This is a genomic window from Streptomyces sp. NPDC058375, assembly GCF_042723425.1.
Lineage (GTDB): Bacteria > Actinomycetota > Actinomycetes > Streptomycetales > Streptomycetaceae > Streptomyces > Streptomyces durocortorensis.
On sequence record NZ_JBHXJG010000036.1, the window covers coordinates 24,734 to 39,592 of the forward strand.

Below are 14,859 nucleotides of genomic sequence, written 5' to 3' on the forward strand. Positions count from 1 at the left end.
GTGCGTCCTGATCCAGTCTGTCCGGCCCCGCGGTGCGCTGTGCGCCGGGCGGGGAGCCCGGGCGCACAGCGCCGTACGGTTCAGCGCGCGTAGTCGCCGGTCAGCTCGGCGCCCGTGGCGCGGTCGCCGCGTTCGGTGATCTCGCCCGCGACCCAGGAGTCGACCCCGCGGTCGGCCAGCGTCGTCAGTGCGGCGTCCACCGAGTCGGCCGGGACGATCGCGATCATGCCGACGCCCATGTTGAGCGTCTTCTCCAGCTCCAGCCGCTCGACGTTTCCGGCCTTGCCGACCAGGTCGAAGACCGCGCCGGGCGTCCAGGTGGAGCGGTCCACGGTGGCGTGCAGCCCGTCCGGGACGACCCGGGCCAGGTTGTTGGCCAAACCGCCGCCGGTGACGTGGCTGAAGCCGTGCACCTCGGTCGTACGGGTCAGGGCCAGGCAGTCCAGGGAGTAGATCCGGGTGGGCTCCAGGAGCTCCTCGCCGAGCGTGCGGCCGAACTCCTCGACCTCGCGGTCCAGGGACCAGCCGGCCCGGTCGAAGACCACATGGCGGACGAGCGAGTACCCGTTGGAGTGAAGACCGGAGGACGCCATGGCGATGACCGCGTCACCCTTGCGGATACGGTCCGGGCCCAGCAGCTGGTCGGCCTCGACCACGCCCGTACCGGCTCCGGCGACATCGAAGTCGTCCGGGCCCAGCAGACCCGGGTGCTCGGCGGTCTCTCCGCCGACCAGGGAGCAGCCCGCCAGGACGCAGCCTTCGGCGATGCCCTTCACGATGGCCGCGACACGCTCGGGGTGGACCTTGCCGACGCAGATGTAGTCGGTCATGAACAGCGGCTCGGCGCCGCAGACCACGAGGTCGTCCACGACCATGCCGACGAGGTCGTGGCCGATGGTGTCGTACACGCCCATCTGACGCGCCAGGTCCACCTTCGTGCCGACGCCGTCGGTGGCGGAGGCGAGCAGCGGGCGCTCGTAGCGCTTGAGCGCCGAGGCGTCGAAGAGGCCGGCGAAGCCGCCGAGCCCGCCGAGACCGGCGACCTCGGGGCGCTGGGTCTTCTTCACCCACTCCTTCATCAGCTCGACGGCACGGTCACCGGCTTCGATGTCGACGCCGGCCGCCGCGTAGGAAGCACCTGTTGTCTCAGACATGGCCTGGGATCTTTCGTGTGGAGATACGGGGCTGGTGGGGAAGGCGGCGGCGCGTCCGGGTCACGGACGGCGCAGCGCGTCGGCCGCGGCGGTCGCCGCGGGGCCCGCCGCCAGCTCGGTCTCCAGCAGCTGCTTGCCGAGCAGCTCCGGGTCCGGGAGGTCCATCGGGTACTCACCGTCGAAGCAGGCGCGGCAGAGGTTCGGCTTGGGAATCGTCGTCGCCTCGATCATCGCGTCGATCGAGATGTACGAGAGGGAGTCGGCGCCCATGGAGGTGCAGATCTCGTCGACGGTCATGCCGTTGGCGATCAGCTCGGCGCGGGTGGCGAAGTCGATCCCGAAGAAGCAGGGCCACTTCACCGGCGGCGAGGAGATCCGGATGTGGATCTCGGCCGCGCCGGCCTCACGGAGCATCCGGACCAGGGCGCGCTGGGTGTTGCCGCGGACGATCGAGTCGTCGACGACCACCAGGCGCTTGCCCTTGATGACTTCCTTGAGCGGGTTCAGCTTGAGCCGGATGCCGAGCTGGCGGATGGTCTGCGAGGGCTGGATGAAGGTCCGGCCGACGTAGGCGTTCTTGACCAGTCCGGCGCCGAAGGGGATGCCGCTGGCCTCCGCGTACCCGATCGCGGCGGGGGTGCCGGATTCCGGGGTCGCTATGACGAGATCCGCCTCGACGGGGGCCTCGGCGGCCAGCTTGCGGCCCATCTCCACGCGGGAGAGGTAGACGTTGCGGCCGGCGATGTCGGTGTCGGGGCGGGCCAGGTAGACGTACTCGAAGACACAGCCCTTGGGCTTCGCTTCTGCGAATCGCGAGGTGCGCAGACCGTTCTCGTCGATGGCGACGAACTCGCCCGGCTCGATCTCGCGCACGTAGCTGGCGCCGCAGATGTCGAGCGCGGCGGACTCCGAGGCGACGACCCAGCCGCGCTCCAGGCGGCCCAGCACCAGCGGGCGGATGCCCTGCGGGTCGCGGGCGGCGTAGAGGGTGTGCTCGTCCATGAAGACGAGGGAGAACGCGCCCTTCACGTCGGGGAGCACCTTGGCGGCGGCTTCCTCGATGGTGAGCGGCTTGTCGTTCTCGTCGCGCTGCCCGGCGAGCAGTGCGGTCACCAGGTCGGTGTCGTTGGTCGCGGCGACCTGGGTGGCGCGGCCGTCCTTGCGCGGGAGGTCGGCGACCATCTCCGCGAGCTGGGCGGTGTTGACCAGGTTCCCGTTGTGGCCGAGGGCGATCGAGCCGTGCGCGGTGGCACGGAACGTCGGCTGCGCGTTCTCCCACACCGAGGCACCGGTGGTGGAGTAGCGGGCATGACCGACCGCGATATGGCCCTGGAGGGAACCCAGAGACGTTTCGTCGAAGACCTGCGAGACCAGTCCCATGTCCTTGAAGACCAGGATCTGAGACCCGTTGCTCACTGCGATGCCCGCGGATTCCTGTCCGCGGTGCTGCAGGGCATACAGTCCGAAATAGGTGAGCTTGGCGACCTCTTCGCCCGGAGCCCAGACACCGAAGACGCCACAAGCGTCCTGGGGGCCTTTCTCTCCGGGGAGCAGGTCGTGGTTGAGTCGTCCATCACCACGGGGCACGGCACCGAGTGTAGGCGAGATCGACCACTGGTCCGAATTGGGGACCGGTGGGCAAACGCGCGGTGGAGCACGGGGAACGCGCCCGCCCGCCGCCCGGGGCGGGCGATTCGCGGGACTTCGATCAGTGACCCTGCGTGATGCCCGCCCGGAGGGCGCGGACCGCGCGGGAAGGGTGCGGCGCTCACTTCCGGGCCGAGCGGCCGGTTACTGGCCGGTAGCCGCGGTGGGCGGCGGCCGGACGGCCGTGGCGCTCGGTGAGCCTGGCCGATCTTCGCCCCGGTGGCTGGCCGAACGCTCGTTTCGTGGTGAGCCTCACACCGTGCGAGCCGGATCAGCCGTGCCGGGAGCCGCTTTCGGACCCGGCGGGCGCGGCCGTTGCGCCGATCCCCTTGCCGTCGTCGGCGGCCAGCGTGAGCGTGCTGCCCTTGATCGTGTACGTCTTCGTGCCCTTGAGGGCGGCGAGCACGGCGCGCTCGGTCTCCATCTCGGCCTCCGGGCACATCTTGCGGGTGCTGACCGTGGGCCCGAAGACGATCGTGGAGCCCTTGACCGTGGCCTTGCCGCTGAAGGAGTTGCAGCCGGCGTTGCCGCGTACGGTGCCGTCCTCGGCGAAGGTCAGGCGGGGAGCCTTCTCCTTGGGCAGGTCCGCCGGCACGGTCGTGGCCGTCTCGCCGCTGAGCAGCGTGGTCACCGCCCACTCGGTGCCCACCAGCTCGGCCGGCTTCTCCTCGCTGAGCGCCATCGTGTCGCCGCTTTCGGTGGTGAGGGTCAGCTTCTCGCCGGAGAGCTTCGCGGTGTGCTCGCCGCCCATCGCGTCGATGGCGGCCTTCTCGAACTTCTCGATGTCCTCGTCGCACGCCATCTGCGTGGTGACGGGCTTGCCCAGGGTGATCCGGTCGCCCTTCACCCGGGCGTCCACGCTGATGTGGTTGCAGCCGAAGTCGGCCTTGGCCCGGCCCTTCGGGTCGATCTCCAGGCGGGCCCGCTCCGGGGCCTCGGTTTTCTTCCCGCCGACGGTCACGGAGTCGACGCGCCACGCCACCCCGGTGACGGGGACATCGCTCTGCACGGTGTCGCCGTCGCCGGATCCCTTGCCGGAGCCGGAACCCGACTCCGTACCGCAGGCGGCGAGGGTGAGGAGGGCCAGGACACTGACGCTGAGGGTCATCCGTTGTGTGTGCATGGCGATGTGACGGTACGAGGGTCCGATCCGGTTCCGCCCGCTGCGCTTCGGGGCGTACGGAACCGGATCACCCCGCTTGGTGCCGGGCGGTCCGGCTCAGACCACCAGCGGGAGCAGCGCGGCCAGATCGGCCCGCTCCCCACTGGCGCTGACCTCGGCGTCCTCCAGGGCCCGCGCCCACTCCGTACGCCCGGTGGCGAGCCGGATCCAGGTCAGCGGGGAGGTCTCCACGACGTTGGGCGGGGTGCCCCGGGTGTGCTTGGGCCCGCCGATGCACTGGACCACCGCGAACGGCGGGACGCGCACCTCGACCGAGCCGCCCGGCGCCCGGTCCGCGAGGGTGTCCGCCAGCAGCCGGGTGCAGGCGGCCAGGGCCTGCCGGTCGTACGGGATCTCCAGCCCGAGCGCCTCGTTCAGGTCGTCCGTGTGGACGATCAGTTCGACGGTCCGGGTGACCAGGTAGTCGGTCAGCCGCATGGAGCCGACCCGGGTGGGCAGCAGCCGGTCCCCCGTGCCGGAGGCGGGGACGTCCGTGAGGAAGGCCGCCTCCACCTCCTCGTACAGCGCGAGGAGGTCGGGGTCGGCGGCCGCCGGGGCCGGGGCCGCGGGATCCCTGACGACTGCCGCGACGGCCGGCGGCCACTCCAGGAGGGTGGTCGCGGGCTTGGGGCCTGGCGGCTCCGGCAGGGCCAGGTCCCGGCTGACCGAGCCGAGCCCCTGCGCGATGTGCGCGACCAGATCGCGCACCGTCCAGCCGCCGAGCCGGGTGGGCCGGGCGAGCTGGTCGGGCGTCAACAGGCTTACGGCATCGCGGACATGGGCGTACTGGGCGAGGACCGCGGTCCGGGTCCTGAGGTGGTCGTAGGCGCGCGGGCGCTTCTTGGCCGGGGGCATGGGGCCGAGACTAGGGCCTTTCGTCCGGATCAGGTCGGGGCGACCTGCTCCTCGACCTCCTCGACCTCCTCGACGGTGAACGCCTCGCCGTTCGCCGGGACTCCGACGCCCCGCCAGGTGAACGGGATGCCCCGTGCCGAGTCCGGGTCCGGGCCGTCCATCAGGTGGAAGTGGAGGTGCGGTTCGGTGCTGTTGCCGGAGTTCCCCACGCGGCCGAGCCGCTGCCCGGCGCGGACCGTGTCCCCGGCCTTCACCTGGAGCGAGCCGCGCTGGAGGTGGGCGTAGACGGCGTACGTGCCGTCGCCGAGGTCGAGGATCACGTGGTTGCCGATGATCCGGTGGGCGCCGATCACACTGCGCACGTCGCCCTCGATCAGCATCAGATACAGCAGCGCGGGCAGCGAGTTGCGGCTCAGGTGGTCCCGCTGGCCGTCGCTCGCCCGCACGACCGTGGCGTCGGCCACCGCGAGCAGCGGGGCGCCGAACGCCGGGAAGTCGCGGTTGCGGCGGACGAGCGGCCAGAAGAGGCGGAACGGCGGGCGGGCCGGGGGCTCGCCCTCGGCTTCGGGCTCCGCCACGATGTCGATCGCGTACGTCTGTCCGTACACGTGCGTCCCATGGCTCGGCACCTTGTCCGCCGGGCTGTTCAGGGCGGACCAGCGGCCGGTCACGGGCGGGTCGACCTCGACGGCCGGACGGCTTTCCAGGGAATCCTTGGGGCCGGTGAAGCTCAGGACGAGGCCGATGATCACAGCCGCGCCCGCGGGCACGAACGTCAGGCCGAAGGGCAGCAGCGGTTCGGTGAAGACCCCGATGAGCACCAGCACTCCGAAGAGGAGCCAGCACATGCGGTGAAGCACCGCCAGGACTTTGCGTACGGACACGATGGTTTCCCCTGTTGTCTGCGTTCGGTCTACGGTCGGTCTGCGGTCCTACGGCCGCGCCGCTGTCAGCACCACCAGCAGCGGTACGACCCGGGCGGGCGGCACCTCGTACCTGCCGCGCCCGGCCGTGTGCAGCCAGCCCGCGCCGGTCAGTTGACGCAGGTGGTGGTAGATCTGGCCGGTGGTGCCGGCCCCGTCGAGCGCGGCCAGTTCGGCGGCCGTCCTCAGGCCGCCGAGGATCTCGCGGAGCAGGCGCAGCCGGACCGGGTGGCCCAGCGCGGCGAACGAGTCGGCGGCGTCCGCCCAGTCCCCGTCGAACAGGGCCTCGGTGAACGCGCCGTACTGCCATCCGTACTGCTCACCGGTGGGCAGCCGGACCGAGCCCGTGTAGAGCACTCCCCCGTCGGCCCCGGTCTCCCCGGCCTCGGCGAGCTGCTGTTTCAGCCCTTCCAGCGCCCAGAAGTCACCGTCGCCCAGGCGGGGGGACGCGGGGTCCTGCCGCTCCAGTGCCGTGAGCCGCCTCTCCAGCTCGGCGACCCGCTGCTCCAGCTCCATGACACCAACCTTACGTAATTACGTAATTTCCATCAAGGGGTTCGGGGAAAGCCGAAGCCCCCGTCCGGACGACCCGGGCGGGGGCTTCGTGAGACGCCGGTCGGCGCGCGGCTCAGGCGAGCAGCGCGGGGATCGTCGCCTCGTGCGCCGTACGCAGCTCGCTCAGCGGGATGGAGAACTCGCCCTGGATCTCGATCTCCTCGCCGTCCACGACGCCGATGCGGGCGACGGGCAGACCGCGCGCCCCGCACATGTCGGTGAAGCGGAGCTCCTCGCTGCGCGGGACCGCGACCACCGCGCGGCCCGCCGACTCGGAGAAGAGGAACGTGAACGCGTCCAGACCGTCCGGCACGACCAGCCGGGCGCCCTTCCCGCCGCGCAGGCAGGACTCGGTGACGGCCTGGATCAGGCCGCCGTCGCTCAGGTCGTGCGCGGCGTCGATCATGCCGTCGCGCGAGGCCGAGATGAGGATCTCCGCGAGGAGCTTCTCGCGGGCCAGGTCCACCTTGGGCGGCAGGCCGCCGAGGTGCTGGTGGACGACCTCGGACCAGGCCGAACCGCCGAACTCCTCGGCCGTGTCGCCCAGCAGGTAGAGGAGCTGGCCCTCTTCCGCGAAGGCGACCGGCGTACGGCGGTTGACGTCGTCGATCACGCCGAGCACGGCCACGACCGGCGTCGGGTGGATCGCCGTCTCACCGGTCTGGTTGTAGAGCGAGACGTTGCCGCCGGTGACCGGGGTACCCAGCTCCAGGCAGCCGTCCGCGAGACCGCGAGTGGCCTCGGCGAACTGCCACATGACGTCCGGGTCCTCGGGCGAACCGAAGTTCAGGCAGTCCGAGATGGCGAGCGGCTTGGCGCCGGAGGCGGCGACGTTGCGGTACGACTCCGCCAGCGCGAGCTGCGCGCCGGTGTACGGGTCGAGCTTGGCGTACCGGCCGTTGCCGTCGGTCGCCATCGCCACGCCCAGGTTCGACTCGGCGTCGATGCGGACCATGCCCGCGTCCTCGGGCATCGCGAGGACGGTGTTGCCCTGCACGAAGCGGTCGTACTGATCGGTGATCCAGGACTTCGAGGCCTGGTTCGGGGAAGCGACCAGCTTGAGGACCTGGTCCTTCAGCTCGGCGCCGGTCTGCGGCCGGGGCAGCTTGCCCGCGTCGTCCGCCTGGAGCGCGTCCTGCCAGGACGGCCGGGCGAACGGGCGCTGGTAGACCGGACCGTCGTGGGCGACCGAGCGCGGCGGCACGTCCACGATCTGCTCGCCGTGCCAGAAGATCTCCAGCTGGGAGCCCTCGGTCACCTCACCGATGACGGTGGCGATGACGTCCCACTTCTCGCAGATCTCCAGGAAGCGGTCCACGTGCTGCGGCTCGACGATCGCGCACATGCGCTCCTGCGACTCGCTCATGAGGATTTCCTCGGGCGAGAGGGAGGAGTCGCGCAGCGGCACGGTGTCCAGCTCGACGCGCATCCCGCCGGAGCCGGCGGAGGCCAGCTCGCTGGTGGCGCAGGAGAGTCCGGCGCCGCCGAGGTCCTGGATGCCCGCGACGAGCTTCTCCTTGAAGATCTCCAGGGTGCACTCGATGAGGAGCTTCTCCTGGAACGGGTCGCCGACCTGGACGGCGGGGCGCTTGGCGGGGCCGGTCGACTCGAAGGTCTCGCTCGCCAGCACGGAGACGCCGCCGATACCGTCGCCGCCGGTGCGGGCGCCGTACAGGATGACCTTGTTGCCCGGGCCCGAGGCCTGCGCAAGGTGGATGTCCTCGTGCTTCATCACGCCGATGCAGCCGGCGTTGACCAGCGGGTTGCCCTGGTAGCAGGAGTCGAAGACGACCTCGCCGCCGATGTTGGGCAGGCCGAGGCAGTTGCCGTAGCCGCCGATGCCCGCGACGACGCCCGGCAGGACGCGCTTGGTGTCGGGGTGGTCGGCCGCGCCGAAGCGCAGCGGGTCCACGACCGCGACCGGGCGGGCGCCCATGGCGAGGATGTCGCGGACGATGCCGCCGATGCCGGTGGCCGCGCCCTGGTAGGGCTCGATGTACGAGGGGTGGTTGTGCGACTCGACCTTGAAGGTGACCGCGTACCCCTGGCCGACATCGACGACGCCCGCGTTCTCACCGATGCCGACGAGCATCGCGTCGTTCTCGGGGACCTTCTCGCCGAACTGCTTGAGGTGGACCTTGCTGCTCTTGTACGAGCAGTGCTCCGACCACATCACCGAGTACATGGCGAGCTCGGCGCCGGTGGGGCGGCGGCCCAGGATCTCGCGGATCCGGGCGTACTCGTCCTCCTTGAGGCCGAGCTCCTTCCAGGGCTGCGCGGCGTCCGGGGTCTCGGCCGCGTGCTTGACCGTATCCAGGCTCATGCGTTGACCAGCTTCTTGATGATCGAGGTGAAGAAACCGAGGCCGTCGGTGCGGCCGGTGCCGACGAGCGGCTCCACGGCGTGCTCCGGGTGCGGCATCAGGCCGACGATGTTGCCCGCGGCGTTGGTGATGCCCGCGATGTCGCGGAGCGAGCCGTTGGGGTTGCCGTCCAGGTAGCGGAAGGCGACGCGGCCCTCGGCCTCCAGCTCGTCGAGCGTGCGCTCGTCGGCGGTGTAGCGGCCGTCCATGTTCTTGAGCGGGACGCTGATCTCCTGGCCGGCGCTGTAGTCCGAGGTCCAGGCGGTGTCCGCGTTCTCCACCCGCAGCTTCTGGTCGCGGCAGATGAAGTGGAGGTGGTTGTTGCGCAGCATCGCGCCGGGCAGCAGGTGCGCCTCGGTCAGGATCTGGAAACCGTTGCAGATGCCGAGGACCGGCATACCGGCCTTCGCCTGCTCGATGAGGGTTTCCATGACCGGCGAGAAGCGGGAGATGGCACCGGCCCGGAGGTAGTCCCCGTAGGAGAAACCACCGGCCAGGACGACCGCGTCGACCTGGTGCAGGTCCTTGTCGCGGTGCCACAGGGGTACGGGTTCGGCGCCCGCGATACGGACGGCGCGCAGGGCGTCCTGATCGTCGAGGGTGCCGGGAAAAGTGACGACGCCGATACGGGTGGTCACTTCTCCTCCTCCACCTTCACGACGAAGTCCTCGATGACGGTGTTGGCGAGGAACGTCTCGGCCATCTCGTTAATACGGGCGAGGGCGGCGTCGTCGACCGGCCCCTCGACCTCCAGCTCGAAACGCTTTCCCTGACGAACGTCCGCGATTCCCTCGAAGCCGAGACGGGGCAGTGCGCGCTGCACCGCCTGGCCCTGCGGGTCGAGGATCTCGGGCTTGAGCATGACGTCGACTACGACGCGTGCCACTGGCACTCCCGGTGTGGTGGTGTGGTGCGGCTGTCTCTCCGGGGGGTTCCCCAGACCCCCGCGGGTCCACTCAGCGTACCTGGCCAAAATTTCTACGCGGGTAGATATCGGGCGGGACGGACACGGCGAGCACCTCGCGCAGATCACGCCGAGATATCGGACACGACACCGCACGGAAAAGGTCTGAAAAGACCCACCCGGATTGCACACGGATTGCACACGGACACGCGGATGTAATTGGCTGGGCTTCACAATGCGGTGTCCACCGCTGTACAAATGATTACCGGGGAAAGCACCATTGCCCCGGGGACAACGGAACATCGACATCTCGTCGATCCGCATCCGCCCGCCTGACAGCCGGAAGGCAGGCATCCGCGCACGCGACACGCGCCGGTGCCGTAGGAAAGGACCGATATCCGTGGCTCAGCGCGTAGTGGTGACACTCTCCGACGACATCGACGGGGGAGCAGCGGCGGAAACGGTGACCTTCGCCCTGGACGGGAAGACGTACGAGATCGACCTCAGCCCCGCCAACGCGAAGAAACTGCGGAAGACCCTGGCGCCTTACGTGGCCGCCGGCCGTAAGCAGACGCATGCCGGCAGGAGGCCCGCGGCCTACCACCACACCTCCCTCGCCCCGGACCCGGCGGCCGTCCGCGCCTGGGCCCGCTCGCACCGGATGGAGGTGCCGGCCCGGGGCCGCATCCCGAAGAAGGTCTACGAGGCGTTCGCCGCGGCCGGCTGATCCGGGGCGGACGGCCGCGGAGCCGGACGCTCCGTCAGGCGGCCCCGGGCGCACGGCAGGCCGGGGCCGGGCGTCCCGCCGGCCCGGCCCGGAGGTCCGGTCCGCGCTCGTACCGCGCCCGCTCCGCGAGCCCCGCGGGGAGCCGACTTGCGCGACACCCCCGCAGGTCGGCTAGAGTCTGGAGCACGCCGAGGGGCGAGGCCGCAAAGCCGAATCCCACGCAGCGTGCGGGTGTAGTTCAGTAGTAGAACATCCCCCTTCCAGGGGGAAGGCGCAGTGTGCAATTCCTGTCACCCGCTCTGCATGACTCTTCGGACCACTTCGTTGGATCAGGTAGAGTGGTGCTCGCTCCACCGGTGAAAGCCGAGTGGCTGCACTGCGGACGTAGCTCAGTTGGTAGAGCGCAACCTTGCCAAGGTTGAGGTCGCCAGTTCGAACCTGGTCGTCCGCTCAGCTGGAAAAGGCCCCGATCATTCGCTGATCGGGGCCTTTCGCGTTCTCGGGCCGCCCCATGACGTTTGTCATGAGCAGTGGTGACAGCGCGCACTGCTCGCGGGCCCGGTCCGGCGGAAGACTCGAAGCATGACCAGCGACGACTTTCTCAACGACCGACACGGCGGTGGCACGTTCCCGGCCGCGGCCCCGGCTCCGGCCGCCGAGACGGTGATCGCGGTGGACAGGGTTCGCCGCAGCTACAAGGACGGCTTCGAGGCCGTCTCCGGCGTCTCCTTCTCCGTCGCCCGCGGCGAGCTGTTCGCCCTCCTCGGGACGAACGGCGCGGGCAAGACCTCCACCGTCGAACTCCTCGAAGGGCTGGCCCTCCCGACCTCCGGAACCATCGAGGTCCTCGGCCACGACCCCTACCGCGAACGCTCCGCCGTCCGCCCCCGTACCGGCGTCATGCTCCAGGAGGGCGGCTTCCCCTCCGACCTGACCGTTCTGGAGACCGCGCTGATGTGGTCGGCGTGCACCACCGGCGCCCGTCCCGCCGCCGAGGCCCTGGAGATGGTCGGCCTCACCAGCCGGGCCAAGGTCCGGGTCAAGCAGCTGTCCGGCGGCGAGAAGCGGCGCCTGGACCTGGCGCTGGCCCTCACCTCGCGGCCCGAGGTGCTCTTCCTCGACGAGCCGACGACCGGTCTGGACGCCGAGGGACGGCGCGACACCTGGGACCTGATCCGGGCGCTCCGGGAGTCCGGCACAACCGTCCTGCTGACCACGCACTACCTGGAGGAGGCCGAGACCCTCGCGGACCGGCTGGCGATCATGCACCAGGGACAGATCGTGACGGCAGGGACGACCGCCGAGGTCACCGCCGCGCACCCGGCCCGGATCCGCTTCACCCTGCCCGACGGCGTACCGGCCGCACACCTTCCGCTCTCGCTCCAGGCCGGGGCGGACGGGCAGCGGGTGGAGATCCGCACCTCCACGCTCCAGGAATCCCTGCACGAACTGCTCGGCTGGGCACGGGAGTCGGGCGTGGAACTGCTCGGGCTCGACGCCCGCTCCGCCTCCCTGGAGGAGGCGTTCCTCCAGATCGCCAACACCCAGCTCCGCTCGCGGGCGGACGACCCGCGCAGGGCGGGCCCCCGGGACGGGTCCGCCAGGCCCACCGTCGGCAGCACTCCGAACGAGACGAAGAAGGTGACGGCATGACCACGCCCACCGCCCTCGCGGACAGCCGCACGGCCCCCGCCCCCTCCGGGCGGTCCGCCTCCCTCCGGCGGCTGAACGCCCTCGCCCGCGCCGAACTGATCCTGCTGATCCGCAACCGGTCCGCGATCTTCGTGGCCCTGGTCCTGCCGATCGTGATGATCTTCTCGATCCGGGCCTCGCTCCAGCAGATCGACCTCGCCGGCACCGGGCTCTCCATCGCGGGCGCCGCCCTGATCGGTGGCATCGGCATCGTGCTGGTCCAGGTCGTCTACATGAACCTCGTCACCGGTTACGTCACCCGGCGCGAGGAACTGGTCCTGAAGCGGCTGCGCACCGGCGAGGTCACCGACCGGGAGATCCTGATCTCCACGGCCCTGCCCTCCGTGGCGCTGGCTGTCCTCCAGAGCGTGCTGCTCGTCGTGGCGGGCGCCATCGCCTTCGACCTGTCCGCGCCGAAACGGCCGGAGCTGTTCCTGCTCGGCCTGCTCGCGGGGTTCGTGATGATGTCCGCGTTGGCCGCCGCGACCTCCGCGGTGACCCGGACGGTCCAGACCTCGCAGCTCACCACGCTGCCGCTGTTCTTCATTTCGCTCTTCGCCTCCGGCATCTTCGTCCCGCTGGACGTCTTCCCCGACAAGCTGGCCGCCGTGTTCGAACTGCTGCCGCTGACCGGCGTGATGACCCTCGTACGGCACGGCTGGCTGGGCGGTGTGGAGACCGGCGACCTGGTCACGGCCGTCGTGGCGGCGCTGGCCTGGACCGCGTTCGCGGTGTTTGCTGTGCAGCGGTGGTTCCGCTGGGATCCGCGCGGCTGAGCGGGATCGGCCACAGGGACGACATGAAGGAGCTGGACGAGGTGATCGGACGAGTGCGGGACTGGCGGCTCGGCTGGCAGGAGCGGACCAAGCTCCAGCGCATCGACCTCTACAGCCGGGGCACGCTCGCCGGGCTCCCGTGGGTCTTCCTCGTCTCCTGGGGTCTCCTGCCGCTCCTCCCGGTGCTGGGCGAGGGCCCGGTGCCGGCCGGCCTCGCCCTGGCGTTCTTCACGGTGAACGTCGCCCAGTGCGTGCTGAGCAACCGCAATCTGGGAGCCGCGTTCGCCCACCACCGGGGCGTGGAGCCCTACCCCCGGCGGCGACTGCGGCTCCCGGCGGCGCTGCTCGCGGTACTGACCGGACTGCTGGTGGCACTCGCGGCGGTGGGCGACCTCAAGGACGCGGGGCTGGCCCTGCTGGTGCTGGACGTCCCGCTGGCCTTCGCCCTCCCGTACGTCCTCCTCGTCCCCGTCCGCACGTACCTGCTGCAGTGCGCGATCTTCACGGCGGCCCTGGTGGGGCTGCTGGCGGCCGTCGGGGTGCCCGGCGGACTGCTGTTCGGGGCGGCCCTCTCCATGCTCGTCGTCATCCTGCTGGTGCTCTCCTCGGTCCGGCCCAGCGCCTGGAGCCTGTCCGTGATGTGGCAGGCGGAGGAGGCGCGGGACATGCAGGCGCGCCTCGCGGTGGCGGAGGAGCGGCTGCGGTTCGGCCGGGACATGCACGACGTGCTGGGGAGGAACCTGTCGGTGATCGCCCTGAAGAGCGAGCTGGCGGTGGAGCTGGCCCAGCGCGGGAACCCCGCGGCGATGGACCAGATGGTCGAGGTGCAGCGGATCGCCCGGGCGTCCCAGCAGGAGGTCCGCGATGTCGTACGCGGCTACCGGGAGGCCGACCTGCCCACCGAACTCATGGGCGCGCGGGGCGTGTTGCAGGCCGCCGGGATCACCGTCACGGTCGAAGGGGCCGACGGCCCGGCGGGCATCGGGGCTCCGGCCGCCGTCCAGGCCGCACTCGGCTGGGTGGTGCGCGAGACCGCGACGAACGTCCTGCGCCACGGCGACCCGCGCCACTGCTGGATCCGGCTCGCGCGGACCCGGGACGCGGTGGTCCTGGAGGTCGAGAACGACGGGGCCGGCGCCATGGACCCGCTCGGCGGCGGAGGCCCGGGCGAGGGGGGCGGTTCGGGCGACGGCGGCGGTTCGGGTCTGGCCGGGCTGCGCGAACGGCTCGGAGCGTTCGGCGGGACGCTCAGCGCCGGTCCCGCCGGGGACGACCTCTTCCGGGTGACGGCGACGGTGCCGCTCACGCCCTCCCGCCCGCAGCCCGACGGACGCCCCGCCCCTGCCGCACTCCCGGAGGAACGATGACCACCGCGCAGCCCCTGCGGGTCCTGCTGGCCGACGACGAGCACCTGATCCGGGGCGCGCTGGCCGCGCTGCTCGCCCTGGAGGAGGACCTCGTCGTGGTCGCGGAGGCGGCGAGCGGTCCCGAGGCCCTGGCGATGGCGCTGGCGCACCGGCCCGACGTCGCCGTCCTCGACCTCCAGATGCCGGGCGCGGACGGTGTGAAGGTCGCCACATCGCTGCGGGCCGAACTGCCGGACTGCCGCACCATGATCGTGACCAGCCACGGCCGCCCCGGGCATCTGAAACGGGCCCTGGCCGCCGGCGTACGCGGGTTCGTCCCGAAGACGGTCAGCGCCCGCAGGCTCGCCGAGATCATCCGTACCGTCCACGCCGGAAACCGTTACGTGGATCCGGAGTTGGCGGCCGACGCGATCTCCGCCGGGGACTCCCCGCTGACCGCCCGGGAGGCCGAGGTGCTCGAACTGGCGGCGGACGGGGCGCCGGTCGCCGAGATCGCGGAGCGGGCCTCGCTGTCCCAGGGGACCGTACGCAACTACCTGTCCTCGGCCGCCTCCAAGATCGGTGCGGAGAACCGGCATACGGCAGTGCGTCTCGCCCGCGAGCGGGGATGGGTATAGTAGGCATCGCGCTTCGGCGCACTGCGGACGTAGCTCAGTTGGTAGAGCGCAACCTTGCCAAGGTTGAGGTCGCCAGTTCGAACCTGGTCGTCCGCTCCACGAGAAGAAGGCCCCGGAC

14 protein-coding genes and 3 tRNA genes are annotated in these 14,859 nt (G+C 71.0%); 8 read left to right on the plus strand and 9 right to left on the minus strand.

Annotated elements, in window-relative coordinates; genetic code table 11:
* Positions 1-80 precede the first annotated feature (80 nt).
* From purM to purS, 9 genes are all read right to left on the minus strand, one after another.
* On the minus strand, positions 81-1,154 hold the full coding sequence (purM, locus tag ACFWM7_RS09125) for a phosphoribosylformylglycinamidine cyclo-ligase (RefSeq protein WP_383257010.1): 1,074 nt from the start codon (positions 1,152-1,154) through the stop codon (positions 81-83).
* A gap of 60 nt (positions 1,155-1,214) precedes the next feature.
* Positions 1,215-2,741, minus strand: coding sequence for an amidophosphoribosyltransferase (purF, locus tag ACFWM7_RS09130; RefSeq protein ID WP_383257013.1), 1,527 nt, complete (start codon positions 2,739-2,741; stop codon positions 1,215-1,217).
* A 331-nt stretch (positions 2,742-3,072) separates the two neighbouring features.
* Positions 3,073-3,909 (minus strand): META domain-containing protein, encoded by an 837-nt coding sequence (locus ACFWM7_RS09135; RefSeq protein ID WP_383257016.1) that lies wholly within the window; start codon positions 3,907-3,909, stop codon positions 3,073-3,075.
* A 111-nt stretch (positions 3,910-4,020) separates the two neighbouring features.
* Positions 4,021-4,818 (minus strand): sterol carrier family protein, encoded by a 798-nt coding sequence (locus tag ACFWM7_RS09140; RefSeq protein ID WP_383257018.1) that lies wholly within the window; start codon positions 4,816-4,818, stop codon positions 4,021-4,023.
* Positions 4,819-4,847: 29 nt separating this feature from the next.
* On the minus strand, positions 4,848-5,702 hold the full coding sequence (locus ACFWM7_RS09145) for a M23 family metallopeptidase (RefSeq protein WP_383257020.1): 855 nt from the start codon (positions 5,700-5,702) through the stop codon (positions 4,848-4,850).
* 48 nt (positions 5,703-5,750) lie between these two features.
* Positions 5,751-6,257, minus strand: coding sequence for an ArsR/SmtB family transcription factor (locus tag ACFWM7_RS09150; RefSeq protein ID WP_383257023.1), 507 nt, complete (start codon positions 6,255-6,257; stop codon positions 5,751-5,753).
* 112 nt (positions 6,258-6,369) lie between these two features.
* A complete protein-coding gene (purL, locus tag ACFWM7_RS09155) occupies positions 6,370-8,619 on the minus strand; it encodes a phosphoribosylformylglycinamidine synthase subunit PurL (protein WP_383257025.1) in 2,250 nt (749 codons plus the stop codon).
* Positions 8,616-9,296 (minus strand): phosphoribosylformylglycinamidine synthase subunit PurQ, encoded by a 681-nt coding sequence (gene purQ / locus ACFWM7_RS09160; RefSeq protein ID WP_383257027.1) that lies wholly within the window; start codon positions 9,294-9,296, stop codon positions 8,616-8,618. The genes purL and purQ overlap by 4 nt, the downstream gene beginning before the upstream one ends.
* Positions 9,293-9,544: a phosphoribosylformylglycinamidine synthase subunit PurS gene (gene purS / locus ACFWM7_RS09165; RefSeq protein ID WP_010056446.1), complete on the minus strand. Its 252-nt coding sequence runs from the start codon at positions 9,542-9,544 to the stop codon at positions 9,293-9,295. The genes purQ and purS overlap by 4 nt, the downstream gene beginning before the upstream one ends.
* Positions 9,545-9,962: 418 nt before the next feature.
* Here purS and ACFWM7_RS09170 point away from each other — a divergent pair, with 418 nt between their 5' ends.
* From ACFWM7_RS09170 to ACFWM7_RS09205, 8 genes are all read left to right on the plus strand, one after another.
* On the plus strand, positions 9,963-10,289 hold the full coding sequence (locus ACFWM7_RS09170) for an Lsr2 family protein (protein WP_383257031.1): 327 nt from the start codon (positions 9,963-9,965) through the stop codon (positions 10,287-10,289).
* Between the two features lie 227 nt (positions 10,290-10,516).
* A tRNA-Gly gene (locus tag ACFWM7_RS09175) sits at positions 10,517-10,588 on the plus strand.
* 79 nt (positions 10,589-10,667) lie between these two features.
* Positions 10,668-10,740: transfer RNA gene (locus tag ACFWM7_RS09180), tRNA-Gly, on the plus strand.
* Between the two features lie 131 nt (positions 10,741-10,871).
* Positions 10,872-11,942, plus strand: coding sequence for an ABC transporter ATP-binding protein (locus ACFWM7_RS09185; protein WP_383257034.1), 1,071 nt, complete (start codon positions 10,872-10,874; stop codon positions 11,940-11,942).
* Positions 11,939-12,757 (plus strand): ABC transporter permease, encoded by an 819-nt coding sequence (locus tag ACFWM7_RS09190; RefSeq protein ID WP_383257036.1) that lies wholly within the window; start codon positions 11,939-11,941, stop codon positions 12,755-12,757. Before ACFWM7_RS09185 ends, ACFWM7_RS09190 begins: the two co-directional genes overlap by 4 nt.
* 23 nt (positions 12,758-12,780) lie before the next feature.
* The gene (locus tag ACFWM7_RS09195; protein ID WP_383257039.1) at positions 12,781-14,124 is read left to right on the plus strand and encodes a sensor histidine kinase; all 1,344 of its coding nucleotides are present in this window, start codon (positions 12,781-12,783) and stop codon (positions 14,122-14,124) included.
* Positions 14,121-14,741, plus strand: a complete 621-nt coding sequence (locus ACFWM7_RS09200; RefSeq protein WP_065489873.1) for a response regulator transcription factor — start codon at positions 14,121-14,123, stop codon at positions 14,739-14,741. Before ACFWM7_RS09195 ends, ACFWM7_RS09200 begins: the two co-directional genes overlap by 4 nt.
* 23 nt (positions 14,742-14,764) lie before the next feature.
* A tRNA-Gly gene (locus ACFWM7_RS09205) sits at positions 14,765-14,840 on the plus strand.
* Positions 14,841-14,859: the final 19 nt, after the last annotated feature.

What these genes read in the sequence shown, in the direction of transcription:
- purM (WP_383257010.1), bottom strand. Translation starts at nt 1,154, where the DNA reads ATGTCTGAGACAACAGGTGCTTCCTACGCGGCGGCCGGCGTCGACATC.
- ACFWM7_RS09135 (WP_383257016.1), bottom strand. Translation starts at nt 3,909, where the DNA reads ATGACCCTCAGCGTCAGTGTCCTGGCCCTCCTCACCCTCGCCGCCTGC.
- ACFWM7_RS09140 (WP_383257018.1), bottom strand. Translation starts at nt 4,818, where the DNA reads ATGCCCCCGGCCAAGAAGCGCCCGCGCGCCTACGACCACCTCAGGACC.
- ACFWM7_RS09150 (WP_383257023.1), bottom strand. Translation starts at nt 6,257, where the DNA reads ATGGAGCTGGAGCAGCGGGTCGCCGAGCTGGAGAGGCGGCTCACGGCA.
- purL (WP_383257025.1), bottom strand. Translation starts at nt 8,619, where the DNA reads ATGAGCCTGGATACGGTCAAGCACGCGGCCGAGACCCCGGACGCCGCG.
- ACFWM7_RS09185 (WP_383257034.1), top strand. Translation starts at nt 10,872, where the DNA reads ATGACCAGCGACGACTTTCTCAACGACCGACACGGCGGTGGCACGTTC.
- ACFWM7_RS09190 (WP_383257036.1), top strand. Translation starts at nt 11,939, where the DNA reads ATGACCACGCCCACCGCCCTCGCGGACAGCCGCACGGCCCCCGCCCCC.
- ACFWM7_RS09195 (WP_383257039.1), top strand. Translation starts at nt 12,781, where the DNA reads ATGAAGGAGCTGGACGAGGTGATCGGACGAGTGCGGGACTGGCGGCTC.
- ACFWM7_RS09200 (WP_065489873.1), top strand. Translation starts at nt 14,121, where the DNA reads ATGACCACCGCGCAGCCCCTGCGGGTCCTGCTGGCCGACGACGAGCAC.